The following is a 26663-nucleotide window of genomic DNA, read 5'->3' as shown; positions in this document are numbered from 1 at the left end:
ATTACAAAAACTTTTTGTTGACAAAGAAACAAAAGAAGTGGTATTGTTTCCTTGTAAACAAAAAGGAGGTAGAGTTATGAAATTAAATTTAAAAACTGTTGAAATGCCGGAAAAACTTAGAGCGTGGGCTGAAAAGCAGGACGAGCATCAGGCGAGACATATAGGGACCCATATAGATGTGTATAACTATTCTGATTTAGATCTGTCTTTAAAGCTGTGTAGAGGAGTGGTTGTTGATGTCAGAGATTTGGATATCATAGATTATGAAAGAGTAGAAAAAATTGAAGTTGAAAAAGAGGATTTTGTTATTTTTAGAACTGGTTTTATGGAAAAATTCGGTTATGGGACGGAGAAATATTTAAATTTAAAAGGTGCACCATTTTTGACAGATGAAGCGGTAGATTCACTCATAGACAGAGGAGTAAAATTTATAGGGATAGATCTTCATGGAATTCAACATGGAAGAGATCATCGAAAGATAGATGAATATACAGAGACTAAAGGAACCTATGTAATTGAAAATATGACTAATTTAGATAAGGTTTCTAGTATAATTCAATTGAAGTTAGAATGGAATCAAAAAGAAGGGGCTACAGCTATCCCGGTAGAAATAGAAGTTTTAGGGTAGTGAAAGAGGTGATTTCAGGAAGATTGAAGTTACAGGGATAACCTTTATGAGCCTTGATATAGATAGGAGGAATGAATATGGAAAAAATGAAAGAGGAACTTATATTTGAAAAAATATCTGAATTTTTAGAAAAGGCAGAGGTATACAACGATCTATCAAATAAAAATAAGAACTGGGACCTTTCGCTGTCAGAGATCCACTGTATAGATAATATTGAAAAGCTGGAAGCTCCAAATGTTACTTTACTGTCAAATACAATGAGGATGACCAGGGGGGGGATTACTAAGATTACAAGAAAATTAATAAAGAAAGAATTTATAACCAGCTTCAAGGAGGAAGGGAATAAAAAAGAGGTGTATTTTAAATTAACTTCAAAGGGAATGGAGGTTTATTTAGATCATAAGAAATCTCATGAAACAGCAAAACACAGAGAGATGAATTTTTATTCAGCCTTTACTGGAGAGGAACAAAGCACTATCTTAAAGTTTTTGGAAAGATCAAATGACCACCTGCAAAAAGAGATGCATAAATTAAAAGAAATAAAAAAATAAAAGATTTTAAATGAGAACTTCACTCAATTTTCACATAACTATAATACAATTTTAGAGTGAAAAATAGGAGGAGAGAGTAATGATAAATAGTTGTGGATTAGGTTTTAGTTTTGGAAATTCGATGTTTTTTGGCCATGGAATATTTATGTTTATATTCTGGATATTGATTGTTGTATCAATAGTATCGATATTTAGAAAATTTTCTTTTGGAAGAGTAGGAAGCTTCAGAGGGAATAAGGATGAAAATTGTATGGAAATACTAAAGAAAAGGTACGTTAATGGTGAGATTACAAGGGAAGAATATCAGGACATAAAACAAAAATTAAGAGATTAAAAGATAAAAGAGATATAAAAAACTAGGATTTAAAAAATCCTAGTTTTTTATTCTTTAAGGGAGTCTAAAAGGGATTAATATATAAACCTGATACCAGAATTAGTAAGGGTCTAGATGCAGTGTCACATTACTTTTATATCTCTTTAGAATATCTTTTTATAGCATCCTTATCTAAGGTAATGATACTTTTTCGATCTTTTTTTATTATTCCTGAATCTGTGAAAAATTTTATTATCCTGGTTAGATTACGATAACTGACATTTAATTCTTTGGATAGTTCATTTAAAGATTTGAAATTAATAAGGTGATCGTTTTTAACCAAGTGAAGGGCTAATATGTTTTTCAGATTAAATCCTTCCTTTAGAAGGATAGCTCTGTTTGTTTTTAATAATTTTCGGGTAGAAGCCACCCCTAAAAATCTCCATAGCTGGGAATTATTACTCAAATGCGCTTCAATGGCTTTAAATGAGATACTCATAATAATAGTATTATTAGAGTTAGCAGCCACATCAAACAACATGGTAGTTTCTCCTAAATACTCTACATCTCCAAATATTTCCGGGGGAGATAATTTATTGATGAAGATGCTCCTGCCGCTGGCTAAAAAAGAGTGGATATCAACTCCTCCAGATACGATGAAATATATGTGTTTTACTTCATCTTTGGCGTTGATTATATTTTCTCCTTTGGAATATTTTTTCAATTTAAATAAATTGATATTTTCTTTAGAAAACAAGTTGTTCAATTTATATATATTGATAAATTTTTCTATAATTAGATTGCTTTTCATTGATTTCCCTCCATTTCTGCCACCTGTCCTATAATTAACTTATAAAATTTTATATCATATTTTTAGAAGAAAATCAAAATAATAATGGTGATTTAAGAGGAAATAAGAAAATATAAGTTATAATATATAGGTATAGTTGTATTATATGGGAGGCTAAAAATGAGAATAGTTGACATTATCCAAAAGAAAAGGGAAAAAGAAATTTTAACCGATGAGGAAATAAGATTTTTATTAGAAAATTATCAGGCGGGAGAAGTACCTGATTATCAAATTGCATCTTTTTTAATGGCTGTTTACTTTAACGGGATGACGACAGAGGAATTGAAGGTATTTACAGAAACTATGATAGATTCAGGAGATACAATAGATTTTCCTGGTGTGGAGAAATTCTTGATAGACAAACATTCTACAGGAGGGGTAGGAGATAAGACAACTATCGCTTTAGCTCCTATATTTGGTGCTCTGGGAATGGGAACAGCGAAATTATCTGGTAAGGGGCTGGGTCATACTGGTGGAACTATAGATAAATTTGAATCGATCAAAGGGTTTAAATTCAGCAATTCAAAGGAAGAGTTGATAAAGATAGTAAATGAAACAGGAACAGGACTTATGGGACAGGCAGACACAATAGTTCCTTTGGATAAAAAACTTTATGCGTTGAGAGATGTTACGGCTACTGTATCGAGTATTCCACTTATTGCCAGCTCTATAATGAGTAAAAAACTGGCAGTTCATGCAGATGCAATAATTTTAGATGTAAAGGTAGGATCCGGAGCATTTATGAAGGATCTTGCTGAGGCACGTAAATTAGCCCAGACAATGTATGATTTAGGGAAGGCATTTGATAGAAATATCGTATGTATGCTTACTAATATGGATGAACCATTGGGAAATGCAGTAGGGAACTCACTAGAAATAGTAGAAGCTGTAGAAACTCTAAAAGGGAACGGCCCGGAAGATTTCACTTACCTGGTAGAAGTATTGGGAGCTCAGGCGCTTATCTTAAAAGGTGATGTAAAAACATTGGAAGAAGGTATCGAAAAGGTAAAAGAAGTTATAAAAAATGGGAAAGCTCTTGAGATGCTGAAAAAATTCGTAAAAGGAAGCGGCGGAAATCCAGATATCTGTGATGACTATTCGTTACTTAATATAGCTACTGAAACTTTTGAATTTAATGTAGAAGAAAGTGGATATATAAAGCATATAGATGCTGAAAAAATAGGTAAGGCTGCAATGATGTTGGGAGCAGGAAGAGCTACAAAGGAAGATATAATCGATCATTCAGTTGGATTGATAATGCATAAAAAAGTAGGAGATCAATTTGAGACAGGAGAAGCTATTTTAACTCTATACCATCAAAACAATATGAGAGATGAGATCATAGAAACTTTAAGGGGAGCTTTTGTATTCTCTAAGGAAAAAGTAGAAAAAATACCGACAATATTAGATATGATCGGATAAGCATTAGATAGAAATAAAAAGGTTGAAAAGAAAAAGGAAAAAGGGTAAAATTTTGGACAGAAAGAATATAAGGTGAATAAAATAAAATTTAAAAGGAGATAAAAAATATGGAAATAAATAAGTATATAGATCATACAGTATTAAAGGCAACGACTACAGAGGCAGATATAATTAAATTATGTAAGGAAGCTCGTGAATATAACTTCTTTTCAGTATGTGTAAACGGGTCTTATGTACCTTTAGCTAAGAAAGAATTAGAGGGATCAGATGTAAAAATTGCTGCAGTAATAGGTTTCCCTTTAGGAGCTATGTCTAAAGATGCAAAAATATTTGAAACTAAAAAATGTATTGAAGATGGAGCAGATGAGATCGACATGGTACTTAATGTCGGGTTCTTAAAAGACGGTAAATTTGACGAGGTAGAATCTGAAATCAGAGGAATAAAGGAAGCTATGGGAACTCATGTATTAAAAGTTATCCATGAAAACTGTTATTTAACAGATGCTGAAAAAAGAAAAGCTTGTGAGCTTTCTGTAAGTGCAGGAGCGGATTTCGTAAAGACTTCTACAGGATTTGGAACAGGAGGATCTACGTTTGAAGATGTAGCTCTTATGAAGGAAGTAGTAGGAGATAAAGCAGAGATAAAGGCTGCTGGTGGAGTAAGAGATATAGAAACTGCTATGAGATATATTGAGATGGGAGTAACTAGATTAGGAACATCTTCTGGTGTAAGCTTAGTAAGTACAGGGAAAGCAAAAGAAGGAGAATACTAAACTATTTTAGTTATATAGTGAATATCTAAGGATAAAACTCAAAAAAGAATACTGTTTACAGTATTCTTTTTTGGATTAGACTATCTTTCAATATGGAGATCAAATAAATATGTTAAAATAAAATATAAAAAAAATATTTGTGGGAGTGTTGAGGATGAATAGAAAATTGATCATAGAAAAAACTAAAGAATTTGTTAAGATGAAGTTAGAAGGGGAAGGATCTGGACATGATTGGTGGCATATTGTAAGGGTATTTAACAACGCACTGGATATAGCTAAGAAGGAAAAGCCACTATATGAGGGGAATATAGATATTTTCGTGGTTGAATTAGGAGCCCTCCTCCACGATATAGCAGATCATAAATTTGGATATACCGATGAAGACAGAAAAGATATCATAACTAATTTCTTGCTGGAATTAGGAGTAGAGAATAAAATAATAGATCATGTCATTTATATAACTAATAATATCTCTTTTAAGGGAGGAAAAAATAAACACAAGATGGAAACTATCGAAGGTGAGATAGTCCAGGATGCAGACAGATTAGATGCCATAGGAGCCATAGGGATAGGGAGAACTTTTGCGTATGGAGGGTATAAAAAAAGAGTTATGTATGACCCGGATTGTAAGCTCGATATAAAGGAAAAGGGAGATACAATAAGTCATTTTTATGAGAAATTGCTGCTCCTGAAGGAGAAGATGAATACTAAAACAGGATATAAAAAAGCCCAGAATAGGCACAGGGTAATGGAAGAATTTTTAGAAAATTTTCATTCTGAATGGAATGGGGAAAAATAAGAGTAATTTGTTTTGCCTATATTTTGTTATTTTTAAAATATTTATGATTCATAGATATTTCTTTAATGTCTAGTGATAGTTACATTATACTGAGAAAATATCTATGGGTCTTTTTGTTGTATTATTTTATTGTACAATTTAGAAAAAAACTTGATTTATATAAAAATGAGGTATATTATGCTTGGTATAATTAAAATAGAATATAATGTTATGTTATGATAAGAAGAGGTGAGGTCATGAGGGTTGGAATAGTTTGTATGAGTGACAAGGGGTCTAAAGGAGAGAGGGAAGACCTGAGTACAAAAGTAATTATAGAGTGTGTAGAAAAATTTGGATATGAAGTTATTGTGTCAGATCTCATTCCAGATGAAGAAGATCTTATAGAAAGTAAGCTTCTAGAGGTGGTAGAGAGAGGAGATATAGATCTAATTTTAACCACAGGGGGAACAGGGTTTTCTCCAAGGGATGTAACACCAGAAGCAACTCTAAGAGTGATAGAGAGACTGACACCTGGGATACCAGAGGCTATGAGAGCCTTTAGTATGAAGATCACTAATCGCGGGATGTTGTCAAGGGGTGTTGCAGGAATCAGGAAGGATACGTTGATAATTAATCTTCCTGGAAGCCCTAAAGCAGTACGGGAGATATTAGAATATATGTTAGAACCGATAGATCACGGTCTAGAAATTTTATTGAGAAAAACAGGAGACTGTGCCAGAAAGTAGAGGGAGGAAATATGTTAGATTCATATAGTAGAGATATAGACTACTTAAGAATTTCATTGACAGATAGTTGTAATTTTAAGTGTAAATACTGCAGTCCCTGTGATAATATACATCGTTTTGAAAAGAATATGTCACAGCAGCAGATCATTGATTTGGTAAAATTATTTTCAAAAATGGGAATAAAAAAAATCAGGTTAACAGGAGGAGAACCTCTGTTAAGAAAAGATTTGATAGAGATAGTTAGGGGAATAAAGGGGATAGATGGGATAGAAGAGATTGCCATGACCAGCAATGGGCTGTTGTTATCAGATAAATTAGATGAGTTAAAAAAAGCGGGACTAGACAGGGTAAACTTAAGCCTGGATACATTTAAAAGGGAGAAATTTAAAGGTATAACAGGGGTAGATGGTTTAGGTAAAATTTTATTGTCTATAGATAAATTAGAAGAGTTGAATATGGTTCCTGTAAAGATAAATTGTGTTTTAATCAATGATTTCAACAGTGATGAAATAGGAGAGTTTATAAAATTTACCAAAGATCGGGAAGTTCAGGTAAGGTTTATTGAATTGATGACAATGGGAGATAATATAGAGTGGGGTAAGGGGAAACATTATTCAGAAGCAGAAGTTATAAAAAAATACAGGGAATTAAAATTTTACAGGGAAGAAAATATAGCTAAAATTTATAAAACATCAGGTTCAAAGGGAGAGATAGGATTTATATCTCCTAATTCAAATAAATTTTGTTCTACCTGCAATAGGATAAGGATAACTTCTGAGGGTAAGTTAAAACTGTGTTTACATTCTGATACAGAGTATGACCTGTTAGAGGTTTTGGCTGAGAAAGATCCTATGGGAGCCCTAAAAGAAATTATGGGGGAAAAACCGAAAGAACATAAGTTAGATGAAAAAAAATATATAAAAAAAAATATGGTAAGTATAGGTGGTTAATTGAGTAAACAGCTCTTTTTTCTTTAAAATAGACAATATATTTTAATTTTAGAAAAAATTTAAAGAAAATTTATAATTAAAGTTAAGTTGTACAAGTCGAATATATAATCTAAAATTTACCAAATCTTTGATTAACGATTATCTGGATGCAGCGTTACGCTGCTTATTTATTGTGAAGTAAACTTAAAAGGAAAAAATATGGATTATATATTAAATGGATTTATAAGGGCATTTCAACTGATAATTTCTTTAAATAAGGAGTTGTATGAAGTTATTTTCCTTTCAATAGGGGTTGCCTTTATTTCAACAACAATAATTTCAGTTATATTTATACCTATAGGATTAAAGTTGGGGCTGAAAAAATTTAAAGGAGAAGTTTTTTTTGCCAGAACAATATTCTCTTTGATGGGAGTTCCGTCAGTAGTAGTAGGTTTGATAGTAGCTTTAATTTTATCTAGAAACTCAGTATTTGGTTTTTTAGAACTACTGTATACACCTACAGCTATTGTAATAGCCCAGTCATTTTTAATCCTGCCTCTGTGTCTCAGTCTGACCTATACACTGAGCCGGTCCAAGGCACGAAAAATAAACAGGGTAGGAAAAATACTGGGCGGCAGGAGAAAAGACAGGTTATTTTTAATCCTATTTGAGCTGAAAGATGAGCTGCTGATAATAGTTATAACTTGCTTTTCTCGTGCGATAACAGAGGTAGGGGCAGTAATGATTGTAGGAGGGAACCTTAAGGGTTCTACCAGAGTGATGACGACCTCTATCTCTATGTTAAACTCAATGGGAGATTATTCTACAGGAATAGCCTTAGGGATAATATTATTGGGGATTACATTTTTAATTAACAATTTCATATATGTTCATAAGATCGAGGTGAATAACTAGTCATGATAAAGGATATTCAGATTAGAGGTTTAAAAAAAAAATTTAACAGGAAAGAGATTTTAAATATTCCTGAACTTACGTTTAAACATGGCGGGATTAGTTATCTGCTTGGAGAAAACGGAGCAGGGAAATCTACCCTGTTAAATATTTTAGCCAAGGTAGATAAGGACTATCAGGGTAAAATAGGTGACTCTTTTACAGAAGATGAGATCTCATTGGTAGATGCAAACCCATATATGCTCAAAGGAGATGTCTATAAAAATATTGCATACCCGTTGAAGATCAGAAAAAGAGCAAATATAGAGAAGAGTATGTCAGCTCTTTTAGATATATTTAATTTAAATGGATTAAAAAATAAGGAAGCTTCTAAACTTTCCAGCGGGGAAACCCAGAAAGTTGCAATTGTAAGGGCACTCTCATTTTCTCCAAAACTGTTGATGTTGGATGAACCTACGGCAAACCTGGATAGATCAGCTAAACTTGAACTTATAGATATTTTAAAAAATTATAACCAGCAGGGGAATACAATAATTGTTGTAACCCATGATCATAGTTTTTTTGAAAATCTAAAGGGGGAAAAAATAGTTCTGGAGAAATTAGGAATGGAATAAAATAAGGAGTTTAAAATATGAATTTTTTGAAGGTAACGGATATAGATGAGATAGAGGAATTAATTTTAAAAAAGATACCAACACTTAAAGGAAAAAAAGAGACATGTAAATTGGAAGAGTCATTAGGCAGAGTACTGTGTGAAAACGTTGTAGCCAGTGTCAATGTCCCTGAATTTAATAGGTCTACAGTGGATGGATATGCTATAAAATCTAAGGAATCCCTGGGAGCTTCCCAGGGTATACCTGCATTTTTCACCATAAAAGGTGAAGTTTTGATGGGGGAAGATACCTCTAAAAAATTAGAAAGGGGAGAAGCCGTATATGTCCCTACAGGGGCTATGATTCCGGAAGGAGCAGACTCTATGATCATGATAGAGTATTGTGAGATATTAGAGGATACTTTATTGGTCCATAAACCGGTAAGCAGTTTTGAAAATATAATGCTTATGGGAGAAGATGTAAAGTCAGATGACATTATCCTGAAAAAAGGATCAACTATAACCCCTGAAAATATAGGGGCTTTGGCATCTCTTGGGATATATGACCTGCCTGTATTTAAAAAATTCAAATTTTCTATAATTTCTACAGGAGATGAGATCATAGGGGAAGATGAAGAGTACAAGATGGGGAAAATCAGGGATGTGAACTCCTACACCCTTTCTCTGGCTATCCAGAAATTTGGAGTTGTGATAGAGAAAAAAATAGTGAAAGATAATTTTGATACTATACTGGAAGAGGTAAAAAAATCCACTGAAAAATCAGATATAGTTCTCATATCAGGGGGGAGTTCTGCAGGGAATTATGACTATACAAGTAAGGTGATCTCCCTACTGGACGGGGGAGAAGTTTTCGTTCATGGGATTTCGATAAAACCGGGAAAACCGACTATTATTGGTAAATCTCACGATAAACTTATCTTTGGGTTGCCCGGGCATCCTATTTCCTCCATGGTTGTTTTTAATATTGTTGTAAAAAAACTTATTGAAAGCCTATATTTTTTCGAGGATAAAGATGATTACTACTATGGAACTTTATCCCATAACCTTCATTCTACCCCTGGGCGAACAACATATCAGATGATTAACAAAACTATTGAAAACAATGAGATAGTCATTAATCCTATTTTCGGGAAATCAGGGATGACCACCCTTATGACTAAATCCAACGGATATATAATATTGGAAAACAATATAGAGGGATTGGAAAAGGGAAGCAGGGTAAAGGTATATAGATTTTAGGAGGCAGAAATTTGAGAAATACATTTATAGATAATATCAGCTTAGAAGAAACTAAACCACTGTTTTTTAACAGGATAGAAAAATACAGTAAAAAGGAGATAATCTCCACGGAAAAATCTTTGGGAAGGATAACATCGTCACCTGTTTTTGCCAATGTATCATCTCCTAATTTTAATGCTTCAGCCATGGATGGAATATTAGTCAGATCAAAAGATACAGAGACGGCCAGTGAAACTAATCCTGTAATCTTAAAAAAAGGGAACGATTTTCTCTATGTGAATACAGGAAATCCTATTAAGAGTAAATTTGATGCTGTCATAATGATAGAGGAAGTAGTGGAACTTGAAAATGGAGATGTCAGAATAATAAAATCGGCATATCCATATCAGCATATCAGAAATGTCGGAGAAGATATAATAAAAAATGATATGATCTTACCTTCGTTTCACGAGATCAGACCAGAGGATATCGGAGCTTTATTTGCCGGGGGAATATTTGAGATAGAGGTAATTAAAAAGCCAGAAGTTGCAATTATTCCAACGGGAAGTGAGATAGTAGAAGACTATAGAAATCTAAAGGTAGGAGATATAATAGATTCTAACTCTAGGATGTTTGAGGCTATGATTACCATGTCAGGAGGAGAGCCATACAGATATTCACCTGTTCGGGATGAGAAGGAGTTATTGAAGAAAAATATATTAGATGCCGTGGAAAAAAATGATGTGGTAATAATCAATGCAGGATCATCAGCAGGAACCCATGATTATACTAAATCTCTCATAGAAGAATTAGGAGAGGTAATAATCCATGGTATAGCTATCAAACCAGGGAAGCCGACTATATTGGGATTTATTAAGAACAAACCTGTAATAGGAATACCGGGATACCCGGTATCAGCATATTTTGTTTACCAGCAGTTTGTAAAATCACTCCTAGAGAAGATGTTATGCAGGAATGATGAAAAGGAAATCATAGTAAAAGCCAGTTTATCTAAGAGGATACACTCATCGTTAAAGCATAAGGAATTTGTTCGTATGACCTTAGGTTATGTAGGTGGAAAATTAGTTGCAACTCCCCTAGACAGGGGAGCAGGTGTCAGTATGAGTCTGGTAAAAGCTGATGGAATCCTTGTGATCTCCAGGAATAACGAGGGACATGATATAGGTGAAGAGGTAGAGATAAGATTACTTAAGCCGCTCTCAGCTATAAAAAAATCCATAGTAGTAATTGGAAGTAATGATCCTATAATGGACAGGATTTCTGACAAGGTAAGGTTGTCCCTATCTCATGTAGGAAGTTTTGGTGGGGTGTTGGCCCTAAAGAAAAAGGAAACTACCATAGCTCCTATCCATATGCTGGACAGTAAAAGCGGGGATTACAATATAGATGTTTTAAATAAATATTTCCCTTCTGGAGATGTGGCATTAATAAAAGGAATAAAGAGGGAACAGGGACTGATAGTTCCTAAAGGAAACCCAAAGAATATAAAAGGAATAGAAGACCTGACCCGGAATGATCTGACATTTATGAACAGACAAAGGGGAGCAGGAACCCGTATTCTTTTGGATTATAATCTGGAAAAATTAGGTATAGATAATAACGATATAAAGGGATATGAAAGGGAAGCTACAACTCATTTGGCAGCAGCAATGTCGGTGAAGTCTTCGACCTGTGACCTGGCTTTAGGAGTTAAATCCGCAGCAGATATATTGGATCTTGATTTTATATCTGTAGATTATGAAGATTATGATTTTGCAGTTTTAAAGGACAGTTTAGAAGATGAAAGAGTTTTAAAATTTATTGAATATATAAGATCGGAAGAGTTTTCTAAGGAAGTGGAAAATATACCGGGATATAAATTAGAAAATCAGGGAGAGATAATAGAGTTTTAGGTAGATCTTCACTTTTTTCTATTCTAAATTAGGAGAAAATACGCAAGAAAAAAATGGACACAGAGTACACAGAGGAAAGAAGAGTTGTCCAGAGAAAAACCTTAGTGAAACTCTAATCTAGTTCTCAGTGAGTCTCTGTGTCAAAAGAAAGGTTATAAGGGTTTCGCCCTTAACCGACTCCATTTCTTTTTATCTGAAAAAGAAATAGAGGAAAGAAAAGCAGACTTTTTCTAAATGATGTTATAGAGCGAGACCATGGATCCCCGTTTCTTATTGGGGTGCCTGACGGGCATGGCGGGTACGACGAAACTCGTAAGAGATATACTGGGAAGTAGGGTAACATCTAGAAAAAGGAATAAAAGTCAGATTCTAGTCTGCGTCAGGTATATGAGAACTCAGCAAAAAGAAAGTTAAATAATTATAAAATAACTAAAATAAGGAGAAAATCATGAGTAATATAAAAGGAAAGATAGTTGCAATAAATATAAGTGAAACAAAGGGTGTAGTAAAACAGCCTATAAAAAGCGGAATGTTTAAGGTAGATCATGGTTTGGTAGGAGATGCCCATGCCGGTAACTGGCATAGACAGGTTAGTCTACTAGATAACTCCAGCATAAAAAAATTAAAGAATTTAGACGGAGTAGGGTTTTGTACAGGTAAATTTGCTGAAAACCTTACAACAGAAGGAATGGTTCTATATGAAATACCAGTTGGGACAAAGTTAAAGATTGGTGAAACACTACAAGAGGTAACTCAGATAGGGAAAGACTGTCATGTAGGGTGTGAGATAAGAAAATTAGTAGGAGACTGCGTGATGCCTAGAGAGGGCATATTTACTAAGATCTTAAAGGGTGGAGAAATAAAAGAGGGCGATTTAATAGAAGTTTTAGAAGATTAGATCTTTAATAAAGCTTGGCAACGGCAGTTAAAACTATTTATTACTGAAAAATAGGTGGGACAATGAATTACTTGGAGTTATATAAAATACAGTTAGGATCATATAAAATTGAAAAAGAGAAATACTACTCATCACCAATATTTACAGAATACTGTGGCTTAAATTGTTTTCTAAACGATATTAATAGAAGTGATGAAAAAATTAAAGAGAGTATTGAAATCTATATAGATAGCATTAACAAAGCAAAGATAGAAAGTCTAGAGGATAGCGTATCACTATTGAAATCTACTATTGAAGACTACGAAAAATCAGATCATCCTTTATTTTCGAAGTATAACATAGATGGTGTTATATTTTTGTTGGGTGACATGACAGTAGATTCACATGGGATAATACTTAAAGATAAATCATATATGATCGTAGATTTGTTAGCTTATGACAATGCAAAAGATAAATATAATCCTAAATCTTTTGTAATTCATGAAATTGTTCATCCAATTCATTATAAATTAAATCCAGAAATGTATTTTAGGAATTATAAAGACAGAATGGATACAACGGTTAAAAGGATTTTTATTGAAGGGTTAGCTACATATCTGACAAAGTATTATACCGATGAAAGTGATATAGATATATTTTGGTTAGGTTATTTGGATGAACAAGGTGTAGACAAATGGGTAGATTATTCTGATAAAAGAAGACATGAAAATGGAGTAGCTTTAGAAAATATACTAAAAATTCAAAATTGGGAAAGGAAATCACAAATAGAATTATTTAGTATATCAAATTCTATGAATCTTTGGCAAGGTAGAGTTGCATATTATTATGGTTATGAAATTACAAAAGAATTAATGACGGTATACACAGTTAATGAGATACTGAATTTGAAATACAATGATTTGAAACCTTATGTACAGAAATACTTTAAGGTAAGTAATATCGGTTAATACAACACCTGTATAATGGCTTACATGATTTACATATATTGAGCAATCAATTATATTAGATCATTTGGAATACGAAAGTAGCCTTCTTCGTTAGGTTCAAATTCATGAATCGAAACTACTGCGTCTATATTGAGAGGACCATAAATATGTGGATAGTCATAATTTAAATTATAAAGATCTTCCCATTTAATGTTAGCATAAACCTATAAAAGTTGTGTTTAATTATAAAGGAACATGGAGAGTGAATAAAATTATGATAAAAATAATCTCTTCATCGGAAATATACGAAGAATTCATCAAAGATCTTATTGATAGAACTATCTTAGAAGAGAGAAAAATTCCTTTCAAGAATAAAGAGATCTATGTGAATGAAAGACCTGTTGATTCAGTATATATAGCTTTAGTTGCTGGAGAACCTGTCGGTTTTTTTAGTATGTGGCTAAATAATTTTCATCCAAATACTCTTTATTTCAATATGATTGTGGATAAAAAATATAGAAGAAGTAAAATTGGAACCAATATGTATAAATATATTGAAAGTTTAGGCGGTGGTTTCTCATATTTACAGAGTTCATTTTATGAAACATATTTAACTGGATCAGATTTTTTAGAAGATCTAGGTTTCAAGCTATACAGATCTACTCATGAACCTCAGATAGATACTTCGAGAGTTGAAATTAATAAACAGAAGATAGAAGATTATATAAATAAACATGATTTAGAAGTTTTAGCACTATCAGATATTAAATCTGACAATGAGTTGAAAGAAGTCTTTAAATTAGCAAAAGGTTGCTATACTCAATCACACCTTGATAATCCAGTAAAGGAAGTCAGTATAGAAACATGGGGAAAGATAGTTAAAGAAGATTTAATTGCACAAGGTTCATTTATTTTAAAAAAAGAAAAAAGAATAATCGCCTTCGCTTTAATGTATGAAAATGACCAATTAGGAATGGATTTAGGGTGGAGAGGTGTAGCTGAAGAATATGATTTTATGAGGTATGAAAGTGTTGAAGTTTTAACTAACCTACAGATTGGATACACAAAGAAGAGTGGGAAAAGAATATTGTATTTAGAGATTGACAGCACAGATAAATGGTCGTTAGAAATGATGAAATTTTTAAAGCTAAAAAAGACTAATAGATGGCTATCATATCAGAAAAAAACTGCAATGAAAGAAATTTGAAATAAAAAATATATATTGTATACTTTAATGTAAGGTTATTATATTAATGTTATCTCCGAGTGGAAATTTCTAAGGATATTTGATATCTATGAAATGACACCAATGGGTCTTTCAGGAAACTGAATTTCCTCCCGCATTTGGAAAGGAGTAGACCAAAATAAGGAGGAACACATTATGAAAATTTGTAGAATTGACATGAGTACCAAGAGCATTAGTTTTGAAGAGGTAAAAGAGGAATATGTAGGATTAGGCGGGAGAGGACTGACATCTAGGATTATATCTGATGAAGTTGATGCAACATCACATCCACTAGGGAAAAACAATAAATTAGTAATAGCTCCAGGTCTTTTTGCAGGAACTTTAGCACCAAGTTCAGGAAGACTTAGTGTAGGAACTAAGAGTCCATTGACTGGCGGGATAAAGGAATCAAATGCAGGGGGAACAGCAGCCCAGAGTCTCGCAAAGTTAGGGTATAAGGCAGTTATTATAGAGAATAAACCTAAAAACCAGGAATTAAACCTTATAAAAATAACTCCAGAAGGGATTACAATAGAGGATGCTAGTTACTTAAAGATGAAAGGAAACTACGAGGTAGGAAATATCTTGAGGGAAAAACACGGGGAAAAAGTAACTGTCATGTCACTTGGACAGGCTGGAGAAATGAGATTAACTGCAGCATCAATTGCAGTTACTGATCCAGAGGGGAGACCTACAAGACATTGTGGAAGAGGTGGAACCGGGGCAGTTCTCGGATCTAAAGGAATAAAGGCAATAGTTATTGATCCCGGGAAAGAAAATAAAGTTGAGTACCATAATATAGATAATTTTAGAGCAGCAGCTAGAAACTTCTCTAAATCAGTTTTAGCTCATCCTGTATCTGGACAAGGTCTGCCAGCCTATGGAACTGCGGTTCTTGTAAATATTTTAAATGAAGCTGGAGGATTACCTACAGATAACTTTAGAGAGGGCAGGTTTGAATTTGCAGAAAATATCAGTGGAGAAACGATGTTTGAAACCATTGAAAAAAGAAAGGGGCAGACAACCCATGCCTGTCATCCTGGATGTATCATGAGATGTTCCCAGGTTTATAACGATAAAAAAGGGGATTATCTAACAGGTGGATTTGAGTATGAGACTATCTGGGCATTTGGATCTCATTGTCACATAAAAGATCTGGATTCAATAGCCAAGATGGATAAGATGTGTGATGATTTTGGAGTGGACACTATAGATACCGGAGTTGCAGTAGGAGTGGCAATGGAAGGGGGGTATTTAGAATTTGGTGATGATAAAGGTGCAATAAAACTATTAGAAGAGATCGGTAAAGGTTCACCTATCGGAAGAATCATAGGTAATGGAGCTGCATTTACAGGGCAGGCATTTGGAACAGAGAGGGTGCCAGTAGTAAAAAGACAGGCACTTCCGGCTTACGATCCGAGATCGGTAAAGGGGCAGGGAGTAACCTATGCAACGACTCCAATGGGAGCAGATCATACGGCAGGATATGCAGTTACATCGAATATCTTAGGTGTAGGAGGAGTTGTAGATCCATTGAAGAAAGACGGACAGGTGGAATTATCCAGAAACCTTCAAATAGCAACGGCAGTTTTAGATAGTTTAGGGTTCTGTATATTTGTAGCTTTCCCTATCTTAGATGACGAAACAGCGTTCCCTGAAGTAGCTAATATGATAAATTCAAAATATAACACTAATTTTGATATTAATGAGATCCTTGCAGGGGGACAGGAAGTATTAAAGCTGGAAAAAGCATTTAATCAAAGAGCGGGAATAACAAAAGCTCAAGACAGATTACCTGAATTTTTTAAAGAGGAAGCAGTTGCTCCTCACAATGTAACTTTTGATTTTACAGATGAAGAATTAGATAAGACATTGGAATTTTAGGAGTATTTAGATGAGAAATATTCAGATAGAGGTGAGACTTTTTGCTTATCTGAGGGAGTTGCTTCCTTCGGAGAGCAGAGGAGTAAAAAAAATAGAGATAAAAAATTGTCTGACAATAGATGATTTGATGGATGAGGTTGGAATTTTAGAAAAAGAAATTATGATAGTTATGATCAATGGGATAAGGAGATTAGATTATAACGAGTCTCTGAAGGATGGAGACAGAGTAGCTATCTTTCCCCCTGTAGGAGGGGGGTAGGATGGACAGGTATTCCAGGAATAAAAAGATGATATCGACTGATGAACAGAAGAAATTATCTGAATCTACGGTAGTTATCTTAGGTGTAGGAGGTTTAGGCGGATATGTACTTGAGATGCTTGCAAGGATAGGAGTAGGAAAACTTCTCCTTGTAGATTTTGATAAATTTGAGGTATCTAATCTAAATAGGCAGATAATCTCTACAGAAGATAATTTAGGCTTATTAAAAGTAGAGGAAGCCAAGAAAAGGGTGGAGATTATAAACCCGGAGATAAAAGTTGTAGCAGTCAATAAAAAGATATCTGATCATAATATCGATGGAATTATAAAAGGTGCAGATATAGTAGTGGATGCACTGGACTCTTCCAGGCTAAAAAGGGTTGTAGAGAAGTCTTGTGCTAAAAACAAGATCCCTATGGTTCATGGAGCTATAGGAGGGTGGATAGCACAGGTAGCGGTGATCATGCCGGGAGATTTTATTTTGGATAAAATTTATAGTGGGGATGACCTAGAAAATAAGATGGGGAATCCCAGCTTTACACCTGCCTTGGCAGCTTCTATCCAGGTAGGAGAAGTAATTAAGTTTCTATTAAATAAAGGAGAACTATTAAATAACGAGGTCCTTTATATTGATCTTGAGTATAATAGTTTTACGAGGTTGAAAGTATAGTAATTAATATAGAGGGGGATAATCCTAGGGTTATTCCTCTCTATTTTAGTGGTTATAACTCGAGTTATGCAAATTCCTAAAGTTTTTTATAAAATATTTTTGCATAAGTCTAGTTATAATGTTTTATTAACTAATAAAATCGTGTTAATATTATTGTATAAAATATATAAGAAAAAGGAGAATAAAGGATGTTTTTTGTATTAAAGAGCAGGTATAGAAGGGAAAAGATAGAGTTGTTGGGTAAGGTAGAAAAATTGAGAGGGAGACTGGATAAATTAGGCAGGGATAAATTAGAGATTCAGAATGAATATAAAAAAATAGAGGAAGAAAATACAACCTTAAAGCAGAAATTAAAGGTTAGAAACAGTGAATTAAAGGAACTGAAGGCAAAATTAGGTGATGTAGATGGCAGGCTGAAAATAAAGGTAGAGGAAAAAACAAGGGAATATGAAGAAAAGATGAAAAGGATGCAGTCTTCATATGATAAACTGATATTTGAATTGGATGAGATGAGGCATAGGTAGAAGCTTACTCTTTCCTCTTTGGTGTTTTCACGTGGTCATGAATATTAAAAAATTATTATATTGAAAAATAATTTTTAAAATATGACAATAGAGAAAACTATAGTCAGATTTGATGGAAGGACTTTTAAAAGAATTGAAATTAAGGTATAATTTATAGATATAAAAAGAAAAAATTAGGAGGAATTAATGAGTATATTAACTAGAGAAGAGGCCGGTAAATTAGTTGAAAAACTAAAAAAAGATGGGAAAAAAGTGGTCTTTACCAATGGGTGTTTTGATATCCTGCATGTGGGACATCTAAGATATTTAAATGAAGCCCGTGAATGCGGGGATATATTAATCGTAGGAGTTAACTCTGATGATTCTGTAAGAAGGTTAAAGGGGCCTACAAGACCTATAAATGGTGAGGTGGACAGGGCAGAATTATTGTGCGGATTAAAAGCTGTAGATTATTCTATAATATTTCCGGAGGATACTCCTGTAGAGATAATAGAGGCATTGAAACCCTCTATCCATGTAAAGGGAGGAGATTATAAGAAGGAAGATCTTCCTGAAACTGTAGTCGTAGAGAGAAACGGAGGAGAGGTAAGGATCCTTACTTTGGTAGATGGAAAATCAACAAGTAATGTAGTGAAAAAGATAAGCGGAAAATAAGAAATATAATTTGTGAGAAAAAAAGGCAGGTATAGATATGAAAAAAATACTATCATTTGAGGAATTGACAGAATTAGCAGTTAAGTTAGCTGAATTTGTAATTCCAAATGACGTAATAGCACTGGTAGGAGATTTAGGAACAGGAAAGACAACTCTGACTAAAACAATAGCGAAAGAATTAGGAATCACTGGGAATATAAAAAGTCCTACATTTAACTATGTCTTAGAACATCTAGGGGGAAAGATGCCCCTATATCATTTTGATGTTTACAGATTGTGTGATCCTGAGGAAGTATATGAGATAGGATATGAAGATTATCTGCATAACGATGGACTGACAATAATAGAGTGGGCCAACATAATAGATACAGAGTTACCCAAGGAATATATAGAGATAAAAATATATCATAGAGATGAAAATTCTCGTGAAGTTGAGATGAAATTTATCGGAAATGAAAAGAGAGAGAAGGAGTTAAATAAATTATGGTAGTATTAGGAATCGATGCTTCTACTAAAACAGGTAGTGTAGCATTATACGATAGTGAGATAGGAATTTTATCGGAGATAAATGCAAATATAAAGTTGAATCATTCAGATTCTTTGATGTCCATAGTAGACACGGTATTTGATCTGGCTAAGCTTAAGCCAAAGGATATAGACAGAGTAGCTGTCAGTATAGGGCCTGGATCATTTACAGGGATAAGAGTAGGAGTAGGAACAGCCAAAGGATTGGCTTATAGTATCGACTGCGACATTGTAGGAGTAAATGAATTGGATATCCTTGCACATACTGTGTCACAGACTCCCAACAAAATTATGTCACTTATAGATGCCAGAAAGGGAAGGGTATACTACTCTGCCTATGAATATAATGGCGACAAAATAAAAAGGGTATCTCACTATGGAGCTGAGGAGTTAAGATTAGTATTGGAAGATTTTAAAGATGAAAAAATAATCTTTACAGGTGACGGGAGTATTGTCTATAAGGAAATAATAGATGAAGTTATGGGTGAAAATGCCATATATAATTTTAAATCTAACTCAATGGTAAGGGCAGGAATTATGGCTGAGATGGCAGTAGAAAAAGATGCAGATAATCTGTATACGTTGGAGCCATATTATATCTCAAAAACTCAGGCTGAGAGGGAAAAGGAAGCCAGAGAAAAGAAGAAATAAGATTATACTTAAAAAAGTAAAAGAAGATATTTACAACGAAAAACTTCTAACTGCAAATTTATGCTGATGACACGAATAAAAATTATTTTTAGGAGTGATGAGTATGGGAATTACAAAAGAAGAGTTGATAGAGGAAGCAACTGATAAAACAAAAGAGATGTATAAAAACTTTGGGATGATGTTGGAAGAAATTATTCAAAAAGGATTAGATATAATAGTTTCTTTAAATAAAAGCAAGGTAATTGGCTGGGAAGAAAAACAGCAGCAGATAATGATTTCTATTTTAAAGGAAATATTTGAAAAAATAGATGGGATAATTATATTGTCGGGAAAACACTCCCAACAAAATATATCTGTTTTATCTAGAAGTGTTTTAGAAGGATTCTTGGATTTAAATTTTATGCTGAAAAAGCCGAAAAGGGCATTGGCTTATATCTACTGCAAAGGTTTAGATTATCTGTCAAAACAAGATGGAATATCAAAAATAGAGCTTACTAAAAAAGAGTTAAAGGCATTACAAGAAGTATTGGGAAAAGAATTAAAAAAACAACGAGGAAAGAAAAAAGAACATAACGATTATAAACTTAACTGGAAAAGCTTTTATTTAGATGAAAAAACAGATGATCCTTACAAAAGTAAAGGAGCAAAGAGACACTATAGTTTTCTATGTGCGGCAGCTCATAACCAGATGTCACTTATTCATAATTTTTCAAATAATAATAAATATAATATTAGGGGATTTAGAGTTAATGATAGAAATCAAATAGGGTTAATTTCATTTATGATCGCGGGTTTTTCAGGTGAAATATTCGAAAGGATGATTAAGTTATATATTCAGGAACCTTCATCTGATTTAGAAAGTCTGGAAAAATGGCGAGAAGAGATGTTTAAAAAATCAGAAGGGTTGATAAAGCTAGATAATGAAAGATTATCTGGAACAACAAAATTTAATATTGAAATATAAGAATGACATTATAAAAAATCTGACTATATGTTTTTAATTATTAGTTTCGCAGGGGATAAAGGAGGATTTATGAGAATAGTTATTATAGGTGGAGTAGCAGCGGGAATGAGTGCGGCAGCAAAAGCTAAAAGGATGGCTAAAAATTCAGAGGTTATAGTATATGAAAAGGGGAGCATTGTATCTTTTGGAGCCTGTGGATTACCCTACTATGTAGGAGATTTCTTTGATAATCCCCAAGGGATGATTGCCAGAACTCCAGAGCAGTTTAGAGAATCTGGTGTAGAAGTGAACATCAATCATGAGGTTTTAAAGGTAGATCCAGAGAAAAAAATAGTAATGGTTAAAAATTTAGAAACAGATGAAATTTTTGAAAGTTCATACGATAAACTCATGGTAGCTACAGGTGCTAATGCTGTCTTACCGCCAGTTGAAGGAATACAGACTTTAAAAAATATTTTCACGTTGAAATCTATAGATGACGGAATAGACTTAAAGAAAGCTATGATGAAAAAAGAAAATAAAGATATTTTAGTAATCGGTGCCGGGTACATAGGAATAGAAGTTGTGGAAGCGGCGAAAAAACTGGGGAAAAATGTAAGGGTTATACAACGGGGAAAAAGAGTAATGTCTGCTTCTTTTGACTGTGAGATAACAGATCTTATGGAAGAAGAGATTAGATCCCACGGTGTAGATCTTCATTTAGAAGAGGTTGTAAAAAAAATAGAGGGGAACAGCAAAGTAGAAAGAGTTATTACCGATAAGGGTGAATACAGGGCTGATGTTGTAGTGATAGCCACAGGTGTGAGGCCTGCAACGGGATTCCTGGAGGGTACAGGGATTGAGATGGATAGAGGAGCTATCATAATAGATGAAGAGGGTAAAACATCTGTAGACAGCATCTATTCGGCAGGAGACTGTGCAGTGGTATATCATAAGGTCAGAAAGAAAAATGTATATATTCCACTGGCTACTACAGCTAATAAGATTGGAAGAGTTGTAGGTGAAAATTTAGCCGGGGCTAAAAATAAATTCACCGGGACTCTGGGATCAGCCTGTATTAAGGTGATGGATTTAGAAGCTGGGAGAACAGGGATTACAGAAAAAGAAGCTAAGTTAGACGGAGTAAACTATAAAACTATCTTAGTAAAGGATAAAAATCAAACTAATTATTATCCGGGTCAGGAGAATATTTTTGTAAAATTAATATATGATGCCGAGACTAAGGTTATTTTAGGAGGGCAGATCATAGGGAAAAATGGAGCTGTACTCCGAGTGGATGTAATTGCCATGGCAGTTGCTGCAAAGATGAAGACCTCAGAGTTAGGAATGATGGATTTTTGTTATGCTCCTCCATTTGCAAGAACTTGGGATGTACTCAATGTAAGCGGGAATGTAGCCAAATAGATAGAAACGCCCCTTGAATTTCAAGGGGCGTTTCTTATATTGAGTGTATATTATTTAGTTTCACCTGTAGAAGTTTCTTCATTTTGAGGCTGCTGCTCAGGGATAGGTCTTCCAAACATCCATTCCATTTCCCTTCTTAATCCAGTAAGGTCATATTCATTTCCTTCAAGAGTAAGTGTATTATTTTCAGGGAATAAGATGTGACCTTCTTCCAGCTTTTCATTGACATCTAAACTTAGCTGTAATTTTACACCAGTTTCTAGGTCTACCGGTTTGAAGTCACTTTTGATAGTTTTGATGATCTTCTCTTTAGAAGATAAGATCGCTTCTACTTCTCCATCTTGAAATTGTCTCTTAGGTGGATAAGATGTAGTAAATAAAGTCTCAGTAAGTAAGAATTTTAATCCGCTGGGAGTTTTTTCTAAGATATCTAATGTATATGCTCCTCTTTCAGAAATAACAAATTTTTCAATGTTAATAACTTTTCTACCATGACCAAACATATCTCTAGGAACTGGTAATTCACCACTAGATAATAATTCGTCACTAGGACTGTTGATTCTCATCTCAAAGTTAGTATCTCTATTTAATCCTTCAAATGCTAAGTATATAGATAACTGAGGCATTCCAATTGGAAAAATAGGCTGAACCAAAGTGTCGAATTGTCCCGCTATATCAAACCCACGACTTTGAGGATTGAATTTTGTTACATGTGATGTTAAGCAATGCTTTAATTTAATTGACATAATATCTCTCCTTTTGACAGGGGAGTGACCCCTATATTTTATTATTTAGGAAATTATAAAATTTATGATAATAAATAAAAAGTTATAAAAACCTGAATTATGCTTGTCTGGATGCAACGTCACGTTGCTTTTTTATTTATAGTATAGATCTAAGATCTTACCCATATTTTGAATTTCTTCTGCAGTTATTGTTGTTGTTGCTGATCTGTCATCAACTTCACTATAATATTTTATTTTCCCATGATTATTAACAACCATTTTTTTGAGGGCATCGATCTCTTGAGGCTTTAAAGCAAATGCAATATACTCTTCGATAGAATCTACAAGATTTGATTTGTCTCTCCAAAAAGCTGTATTTAATTTTCTAGCCATAAAATCCATATGATAAGTTTCGTCGGAAATCAGGTCAAGTCCATTCATATAGAGCCACTCATCTCCCCTGTATTTTAAAGCCAGGTATAGAGTTTTTTCCTGAGTCTCTTTATCTTCTTTCAGTACTAAGAAGTGCTGGTTTTCATAGACAGAATACTTTATCTTTTTCCTGGTATATTTCCATTGTTCACTGTCTTTAACATAAATAGTGGAATCTTCCTTACTCTTACTGTAGCCTTTTTCAATATTTCTAACATAGGCGTTTTTAGAACAACCTATAAAGGAAAGTAAGATGGTTAAAAGTAACATTTTTTTAAAAATTTTCATAAATCCTCCTAATCATTCTAGTACAAGAATATCATAATTAGATATTTTTGTAAATATTCGACCCTTCTCCTTGTTATTTTGTTAAAGTTTGATTTAAATAGGTTAAAGCTGATATTCTAACTCTTATTTTTTAATCTTAAGTTCTCTGAACTCAATTATATCCCTTGCTTCTTCTACACTGACAAATTTCTCCTCCAGCTGTAATCTATATAGATAGTTTAGGATCTTTTTAAATTCTTTGCCGCTTTTATAACCCCATGAAAGAAGGTGTTTACCATTGACTAAAGGTGTCAGGTCATCCTTTATCTGGTGATAGATAGAATCTATCTTTTGGATATTCTCAAGTTCCTCGGAGTTGTCTGCCCGTCCCCTTCCTAAAACATCAGCTCTATAGACTTTTAGGAGTTTTGGGATATTGACTTTGACAGCTAACTTCCTTATGGTGACCTTATTGACCTTGTTGTTTAACATCAGTATCAATGGGGAAACGTGGTAAAAAATTAAATCAGAGGCAGAAGATATAAGTTTTTTATTGTTTGTAAATTTATCTATCAGATCTAAAAACATATCTCTGGATACCCTGGTATGACCTTTAAAACCGGTGTCTTGTGTGATGTTTTTTCCGATATCATGAAATAAAAGTGCTATCATAAGCTCCATTGTTCTTTCAGATGTTCTTAGGATATCAAGGGTCATAAGGGTATGGGTAAAAACATCTCCCTCAGGATGGAAAATTTTATCCTGGATTACTTTTTTAGAGTAATACAGGTTTGGAAAGAGGATCTCTAGTCCCCCAACTTCGTCTAACAGTCTGAAAGTTTTGGAAGGCTTTTTATGGTTTAAAAGGATTTTTTCTAATTCTCCCATGATTCTTTCCTTTGGAATATTTTGAATGAGGTGAAAATTTGTCGAGATCAATTTTTTTAAATCCTGTGAAAGTTCAAAGTCTAGTCTCCCTGCCAGCTCAATAGTTCTAAATAACCTGAGGGGATCTCCTAAAAAGGTTTTCTGATCGACATAGTGTAAAGTTTTATTTTTAATATCCGATTTACCCCTATAAAGATCTATAGTCTGATCTGTCAGAGGGTTATAATAGAGGGAGTTGATGGTCAAGTCTCTGTTTAGAATGGAAGTTTTTATATCTAAAGCTGGGTTAAATCCGCTATCATCCCGCGGCAGAGTAATCTCCAGGTTCTCTATGATGTAAACCTTATAGAGAGTACCAACCAATTTCCATCTGCCGAAACTATCTAATATTTTTTCTATCTGCTCAGGAGAAACCCCTGAAATTTCTATATCGATATTTGAATTTTCTTTCATGGGTTTACTGTAGAGGAAAAAATCTCTTACAGCTCCACCTACGATATACAGGCAACCATTTATTTTTTTTATCTCCTTAGCTAGTTCTATATACATCTTAACTCCTTTAGTTTTTTCTATATAATAATTATACCCCAGGTAGGAGTGATTTAAAACCTTTTTTATCTTCCTCATGTCTATCTCTTTAGATCCTTTGTAATTGATTGATTTTCTTGTAATTCTATCTCACTAAGAATTAGAAGATGAGTATAATTAATAGTTTTGGATTAATCACTATAAGAAGAAACTAAGATTTAGTTGTTTAGCCTAAAGAGATTGGTGATTGAAAAGGTAATGAAAAACGAGTGTTATTCTAAACCTTGACTTTTAAAATAATAGATGTTATATTACACTAGTAATTAATTAGAAAGGTCAAATTTTTGACCTATAAAACAAGGGGAAGAAGGAGAATAAAATGAAGAAAATATTATTTGGATGCATAGCTTTATTAAGCACAGCATCATATGGAGCTAGTATAGATGCACTTGCTAATTCAACACCGGCATATATGGGAAATCCAGCTCAAAATGCAACATTAACAGCAGAGGCAGCTTATTATAACCCGGCAGGTTTAGTTCATTTAGAAGATGGTAACTATATATCTGTAGGTGGTCAGCTGTCTAACATCACTTATGAGATGGAAAAAGGCGGAGATAACTACAAGGCTAATGACCCGTTAGGACTTATACCTAACTTAAGTTATGTTCATAAAAGCGGGAACTGGGCATTCTACGGTAATACCGGAGGAGCCGCAGGAGGACCTACTTTAGACTATGAAGATGGAGTACCTCTATTGGATTCTTTACTCACGCAATTTGGTGGAGGAAATGGTACTATTGAGGGGAAAAATGCCTATGCCATGGCTAACTTTGGAACTGCGTACAGTATCAACAATGAATGGTCGGTAGCAGCAGGGATGAAATATATCTATGCTCAAAGAAATATAAAAATCGATGTAGAAAACAATCCTGCAGGATTAAATGATACTTATGATGCAGAAAGAACTGCTCAGGGATTGGGTGGAACCTTTGGTATAAACTACAGGCCTAACGACAGACTGAATATGGCCTTGACTTACAATACGAAGGTTAAGCTGGAGTTTGAAACGGATGTAAAAAACACAGATACAAATTTAGCGAAAGTTATAGAAGGGTTACCTACATTAGGGATAAATGACCTAGCTCCGATTGTTGACGGGGACAAAAGATGGAGAGACCTTCCTGCTGAATTAAAGTATGGAATAGCTTATAAGATGACTGATAAGTGGACTGTAATGGGTGGAGGAAACTACTATTTCGTTTCAGAAGCTGATACAGACGGTAAAGACGGATTTGAAAACGGATGGGAAGTAAATGTAGGTACAGAGTATCAAGTATCTGAAAGATGGACTCTGACTACTGGATATAACTATGCAGACACAGGTGCAACTGATGAAACATTTAACGATACTGAGTTTGCATTAAACTCGCATATATTTACTGCAGGAGCTAAATTTCAGCAGACTCCTAACTTAGAGTGGACATTCTCAACGATGTATGTAGATTATATCGATCATGAAGTTGGAGAAGTAAATTACAAAAAAAATATAATTGCCACTGGAATAAGTGCAGCATATAAATTTTAATTATT

Annotated in this window: 29 protein-coding genes and 1 riboswitch; of the genes, 25 read left to right on the top strand and 4 right to left on the bottom strand. The window is 33.8% G+C overall.

Annotated elements, in window-relative coordinates:
- Positions 1-76 precede the first annotated feature (76 nt).
- From NRK67_05315 to NRK67_05305, 3 genes are all read left to right on the top strand, one after another.
- Positions 77-628 (top strand): cyclase family protein, encoded by a 552-nt coding sequence (locus NRK67_05315; protein ID UUV18930.1) that lies wholly within the window; start codon positions 77-79, stop codon positions 626-628.
- A 77-nt stretch (positions 629-705) separates the two neighbouring features.
- Positions 706-1179, top strand: coding sequence for a MarR family transcriptional regulator (locus tag NRK67_05310; protein UUV18929.1), 474 nt, complete (start codon positions 706-708; stop codon positions 1177-1179).
- A 79-nt stretch (positions 1180-1258) separates the two neighbouring features.
- Positions 1259-1513 carry an SHOCT domain-containing protein gene (locus NRK67_05305; GenBank protein UUV18928.1) on the top strand — a complete coding sequence of 85 codons (255 nt, stop codon included), beginning with the start codon at positions 1259-1261 and terminating at the stop codon, positions 1511-1513.
- Between the two features lie 133 nt (positions 1514-1646).
- Here NRK67_05305 and NRK67_05300 read toward each other — a convergent pair whose 3' ends face one another.
- Complete coding sequence (locus NRK67_05300; GenBank protein ID UUV18927.1) at positions 1647-2303, bottom strand: Crp/Fnr family transcriptional regulator; 657 nt, start codon at positions 2301-2303, stop codon at positions 1647-1649.
- A gap of 159 nt (positions 2304-2462) precedes the next feature.
- Here NRK67_05300 and NRK67_05295 point away from each other — a divergent pair, with 159 nt between their 5' ends.
- From NRK67_05295 to NRK67_05195, 21 genes are all read left to right on the top strand, one after another.
- Entirely contained in the window at positions 2463-3764 is a 1302-nt protein-coding gene (locus tag NRK67_05295; GenBank protein UUV18926.1) for a thymidine phosphorylase, read from the top strand.
- A gap of 107 nt (positions 3765-3871) precedes the next feature.
- The gene (gene deoC, locus NRK67_05290) at positions 3872-4537 is read left to right on the top strand and encodes a deoxyribose-phosphate aldolase (GenBank protein ID UUV18925.1); all 666 of its coding nucleotides are present in this window, start codon (positions 3872-3874) and stop codon (positions 4535-4537) included.
- A 154-nt stretch (positions 4538-4691) separates the two neighbouring features.
- Positions 4692-5336 (top strand): HD domain-containing protein, encoded by a 645-nt coding sequence (locus NRK67_05285; GenBank protein UUV18924.1) that lies wholly within the window; start codon positions 4692-4694, stop codon positions 5334-5336.
- A gap of 215 nt (positions 5337-5551) precedes the next feature.
- Positions 5552-6061 carry a MogA/MoaB family molybdenum cofactor biosynthesis protein gene (locus tag NRK67_05280; GenBank protein UUV18923.1) on the top strand — a complete coding sequence of 170 codons (510 nt, stop codon included), beginning with the start codon at positions 5552-5554 and terminating at the stop codon, positions 6059-6061.
- 11 nt (positions 6062-6072) lie between these two features.
- Complete coding sequence (moaA, locus tag NRK67_05275) at positions 6073-7011, top strand: GTP 3',8-cyclase MoaA (GenBank protein ID UUV18922.1); 939 nt, start codon at positions 6073-6075, stop codon at positions 7009-7011.
- A gap of 198 nt (positions 7012-7209) precedes the next feature.
- Positions 7210-7905, top strand: coding sequence for an ABC transporter permease (locus tag NRK67_05270; GenBank protein ID UUV18921.1), 696 nt, complete (start codon positions 7210-7212; stop codon positions 7903-7905).
- A gap of 2 nt (positions 7906-7907) precedes the next feature.
- Entirely contained in the window at positions 7908-8516 is a 609-nt protein-coding gene (locus NRK67_05265) for an ATP-binding cassette domain-containing protein (protein ID UUV18920.1), read from the top strand.
- Positions 8517-8533: 17 nt separating this feature from the next.
- Positions 8534-9754, top strand: coding sequence for a molybdopterin molybdotransferase MoeA (locus NRK67_05260; GenBank protein UUV18919.1), 1221 nt, complete (start codon positions 8534-8536; stop codon positions 9752-9754).
- An 11-nt stretch (positions 9755-9765) separates the two neighbouring features.
- Entirely contained in the window at positions 9766-11646 is a 1881-nt protein-coding gene (locus NRK67_05255) for a molybdopterin biosynthesis protein (GenBank protein UUV18918.1), read from the top strand.
- Between the two features lie 448 nt (positions 11647-12094).
- Positions 12095-12544, top strand: coding sequence for an MOSC domain-containing protein (locus NRK67_05250; protein UUV18917.1), 450 nt, complete (start codon positions 12095-12097; stop codon positions 12542-12544).
- Positions 12545-12606: 62 nt separating this feature from the next.
- On the top strand, positions 12607-13491 hold the full coding sequence (locus tag NRK67_05245; protein UUV18916.1) for a hypothetical protein: 885 nt from the start codon (positions 12607-12609) through the stop codon (positions 13489-13491).
- A 253-nt stretch (positions 13492-13744) separates the two neighbouring features.
- Positions 13745-14677: a GNAT family N-acetyltransferase gene (locus NRK67_05240; protein ID UUV18915.1), complete on the top strand. Its 933-nt coding sequence runs from the start codon at positions 13745-13747 to the stop codon at positions 14675-14677.
- A gap of 41 nt (positions 14678-14718) precedes the next feature.
- A riboswitch (molybdenum cofactor riboswitch) is annotated at positions 14719-14841 on the top strand.
- Between the two features lie 10 nt (positions 14842-14851).
- Positions 14852-16579 carry an aldehyde ferredoxin oxidoreductase gene (locus NRK67_05235; protein UUV18914.1) on the top strand — a complete coding sequence of 576 codons (1728 nt, stop codon included), beginning with the start codon at positions 14852-14854 and terminating at the stop codon, positions 16577-16579.
- 10 nt (positions 16580-16589) lie between these two features.
- A complete protein-coding gene (locus tag NRK67_05230) occupies positions 16590-16838 on the top strand; it encodes a MoaD/ThiS family protein (protein ID UUV18913.1) in 249 nt (82 codons plus the stop codon).
- A gap of 1 nt (position 16839) precedes the next feature.
- Positions 16840-17508 (top strand): HesA/MoeB/ThiF family protein, encoded by a 669-nt coding sequence (locus NRK67_05225; protein ID UUV18912.1) that lies wholly within the window; start codon positions 16840-16842, stop codon positions 17506-17508.
- 188 nt (positions 17509-17696) lie between these two features.
- Positions 17697-18032, top strand: a complete 336-nt coding sequence (locus tag NRK67_05220) for a D52 family tumor protein (GenBank protein ID UUV18911.1) — start codon at positions 17697-17699, stop codon at positions 18030-18032.
- A 186-nt stretch (positions 18033-18218) separates the two neighbouring features.
- The gene (gene rfaE2, locus NRK67_05215) at positions 18219-18686 is read left to right on the top strand and encodes a D-glycero-beta-D-manno-heptose 1-phosphate adenylyltransferase (GenBank protein UUV18910.1); all 468 of its coding nucleotides are present in this window, start codon (positions 18219-18221) and stop codon (positions 18684-18686) included.
- Between the two features lie 37 nt (positions 18687-18723).
- The gene (gene tsaE, locus NRK67_05210; GenBank protein ID UUV18909.1) at positions 18724-19176 is read left to right on the top strand and encodes a tRNA (adenosine(37)-N6)-threonylcarbamoyltransferase complex ATPase subunit type 1 TsaE; all 453 of its coding nucleotides are present in this window, start codon (positions 18724-18726) and stop codon (positions 19174-19176) included.
- Positions 19170-19862, top strand: coding sequence for a tRNA (adenosine(37)-N6)-threonylcarbamoyltransferase complex dimerization subunit type 1 TsaB (gene tsaB, locus NRK67_05205; GenBank protein ID UUV18908.1), 693 nt, complete (start codon positions 19170-19172; stop codon positions 19860-19862). Before tsaE ends, tsaB begins: the two co-directional genes overlap by 7 nt.
- A gap of 103 nt (positions 19863-19965) precedes the next feature.
- Positions 19966-20826, top strand: a complete 861-nt coding sequence (locus NRK67_05200; GenBank protein ID UUV18907.1) for a DUF5677 domain-containing protein — start codon at positions 19966-19968, stop codon at positions 20824-20826.
- Between the two features lie 69 nt (positions 20827-20895).
- The gene (locus NRK67_05195; GenBank protein UUV18906.1) at positions 20896-22230 is read left to right on the top strand and encodes a CoA-disulfide reductase; all 1335 of its coding nucleotides are present in this window, start codon (positions 20896-20898) and stop codon (positions 22228-22230) included.
- 50 nt (positions 22231-22280) lie between these two features.
- Here the strand turns inward: NRK67_05195 and NRK67_05190 are convergent, their stop codons facing one another.
- The 3 genes from NRK67_05190 to NRK67_05180 all read right to left on the bottom strand — a co-directional run bounded on the left by NRK67_05190 (position 22281) and on the right by NRK67_05180 (position 25169).
- Positions 22281-22976 (bottom strand): hypothetical protein, encoded by a 696-nt coding sequence (locus tag NRK67_05190; GenBank protein ID UUV18905.1) that lies wholly within the window; start codon positions 22974-22976, stop codon positions 22281-22283.
- 132 nt (positions 22977-23108) lie between these two features.
- Complete coding sequence (locus NRK67_05185) at positions 23109-23675, bottom strand: hypothetical protein (protein UUV18904.1); 567 nt, start codon at positions 23673-23675, stop codon at positions 23109-23111.
- Positions 23676-23798: 123 nt separating this feature from the next.
- A complete protein-coding gene (locus NRK67_05180) occupies positions 23799-25169 on the bottom strand; it encodes an HD domain-containing protein (protein ID UUV18903.1) in 1371 nt (456 codons plus the stop codon).
- Between the two features lie 280 nt (positions 25170-25449).
- Between NRK67_05180 and NRK67_05175 the strand changes: the two genes are divergently transcribed.
- Positions 25450-26658 (top strand): outer membrane protein transport protein, encoded by a 1209-nt coding sequence (locus tag NRK67_05175; protein UUV18902.1) that lies wholly within the window; start codon positions 25450-25452, stop codon positions 26656-26658.
- The last annotated feature ends 5 nt before the right edge of the window (positions 26659-26663 follow it).

This window comes from Fusobacteria bacterium ZRK30, assembly GCA_024628785.1.
Taxonomy (GTDB): domain Bacteria; phylum Fusobacteriota; class Fusobacteriia; order Fusobacteriales; family Fusobacteriaceae; genus Psychrilyobacter.
Note: the sequence above shows the minus strand (reverse complement) of the source record. Positions and strands in the feature narration are given on the sequence as shown.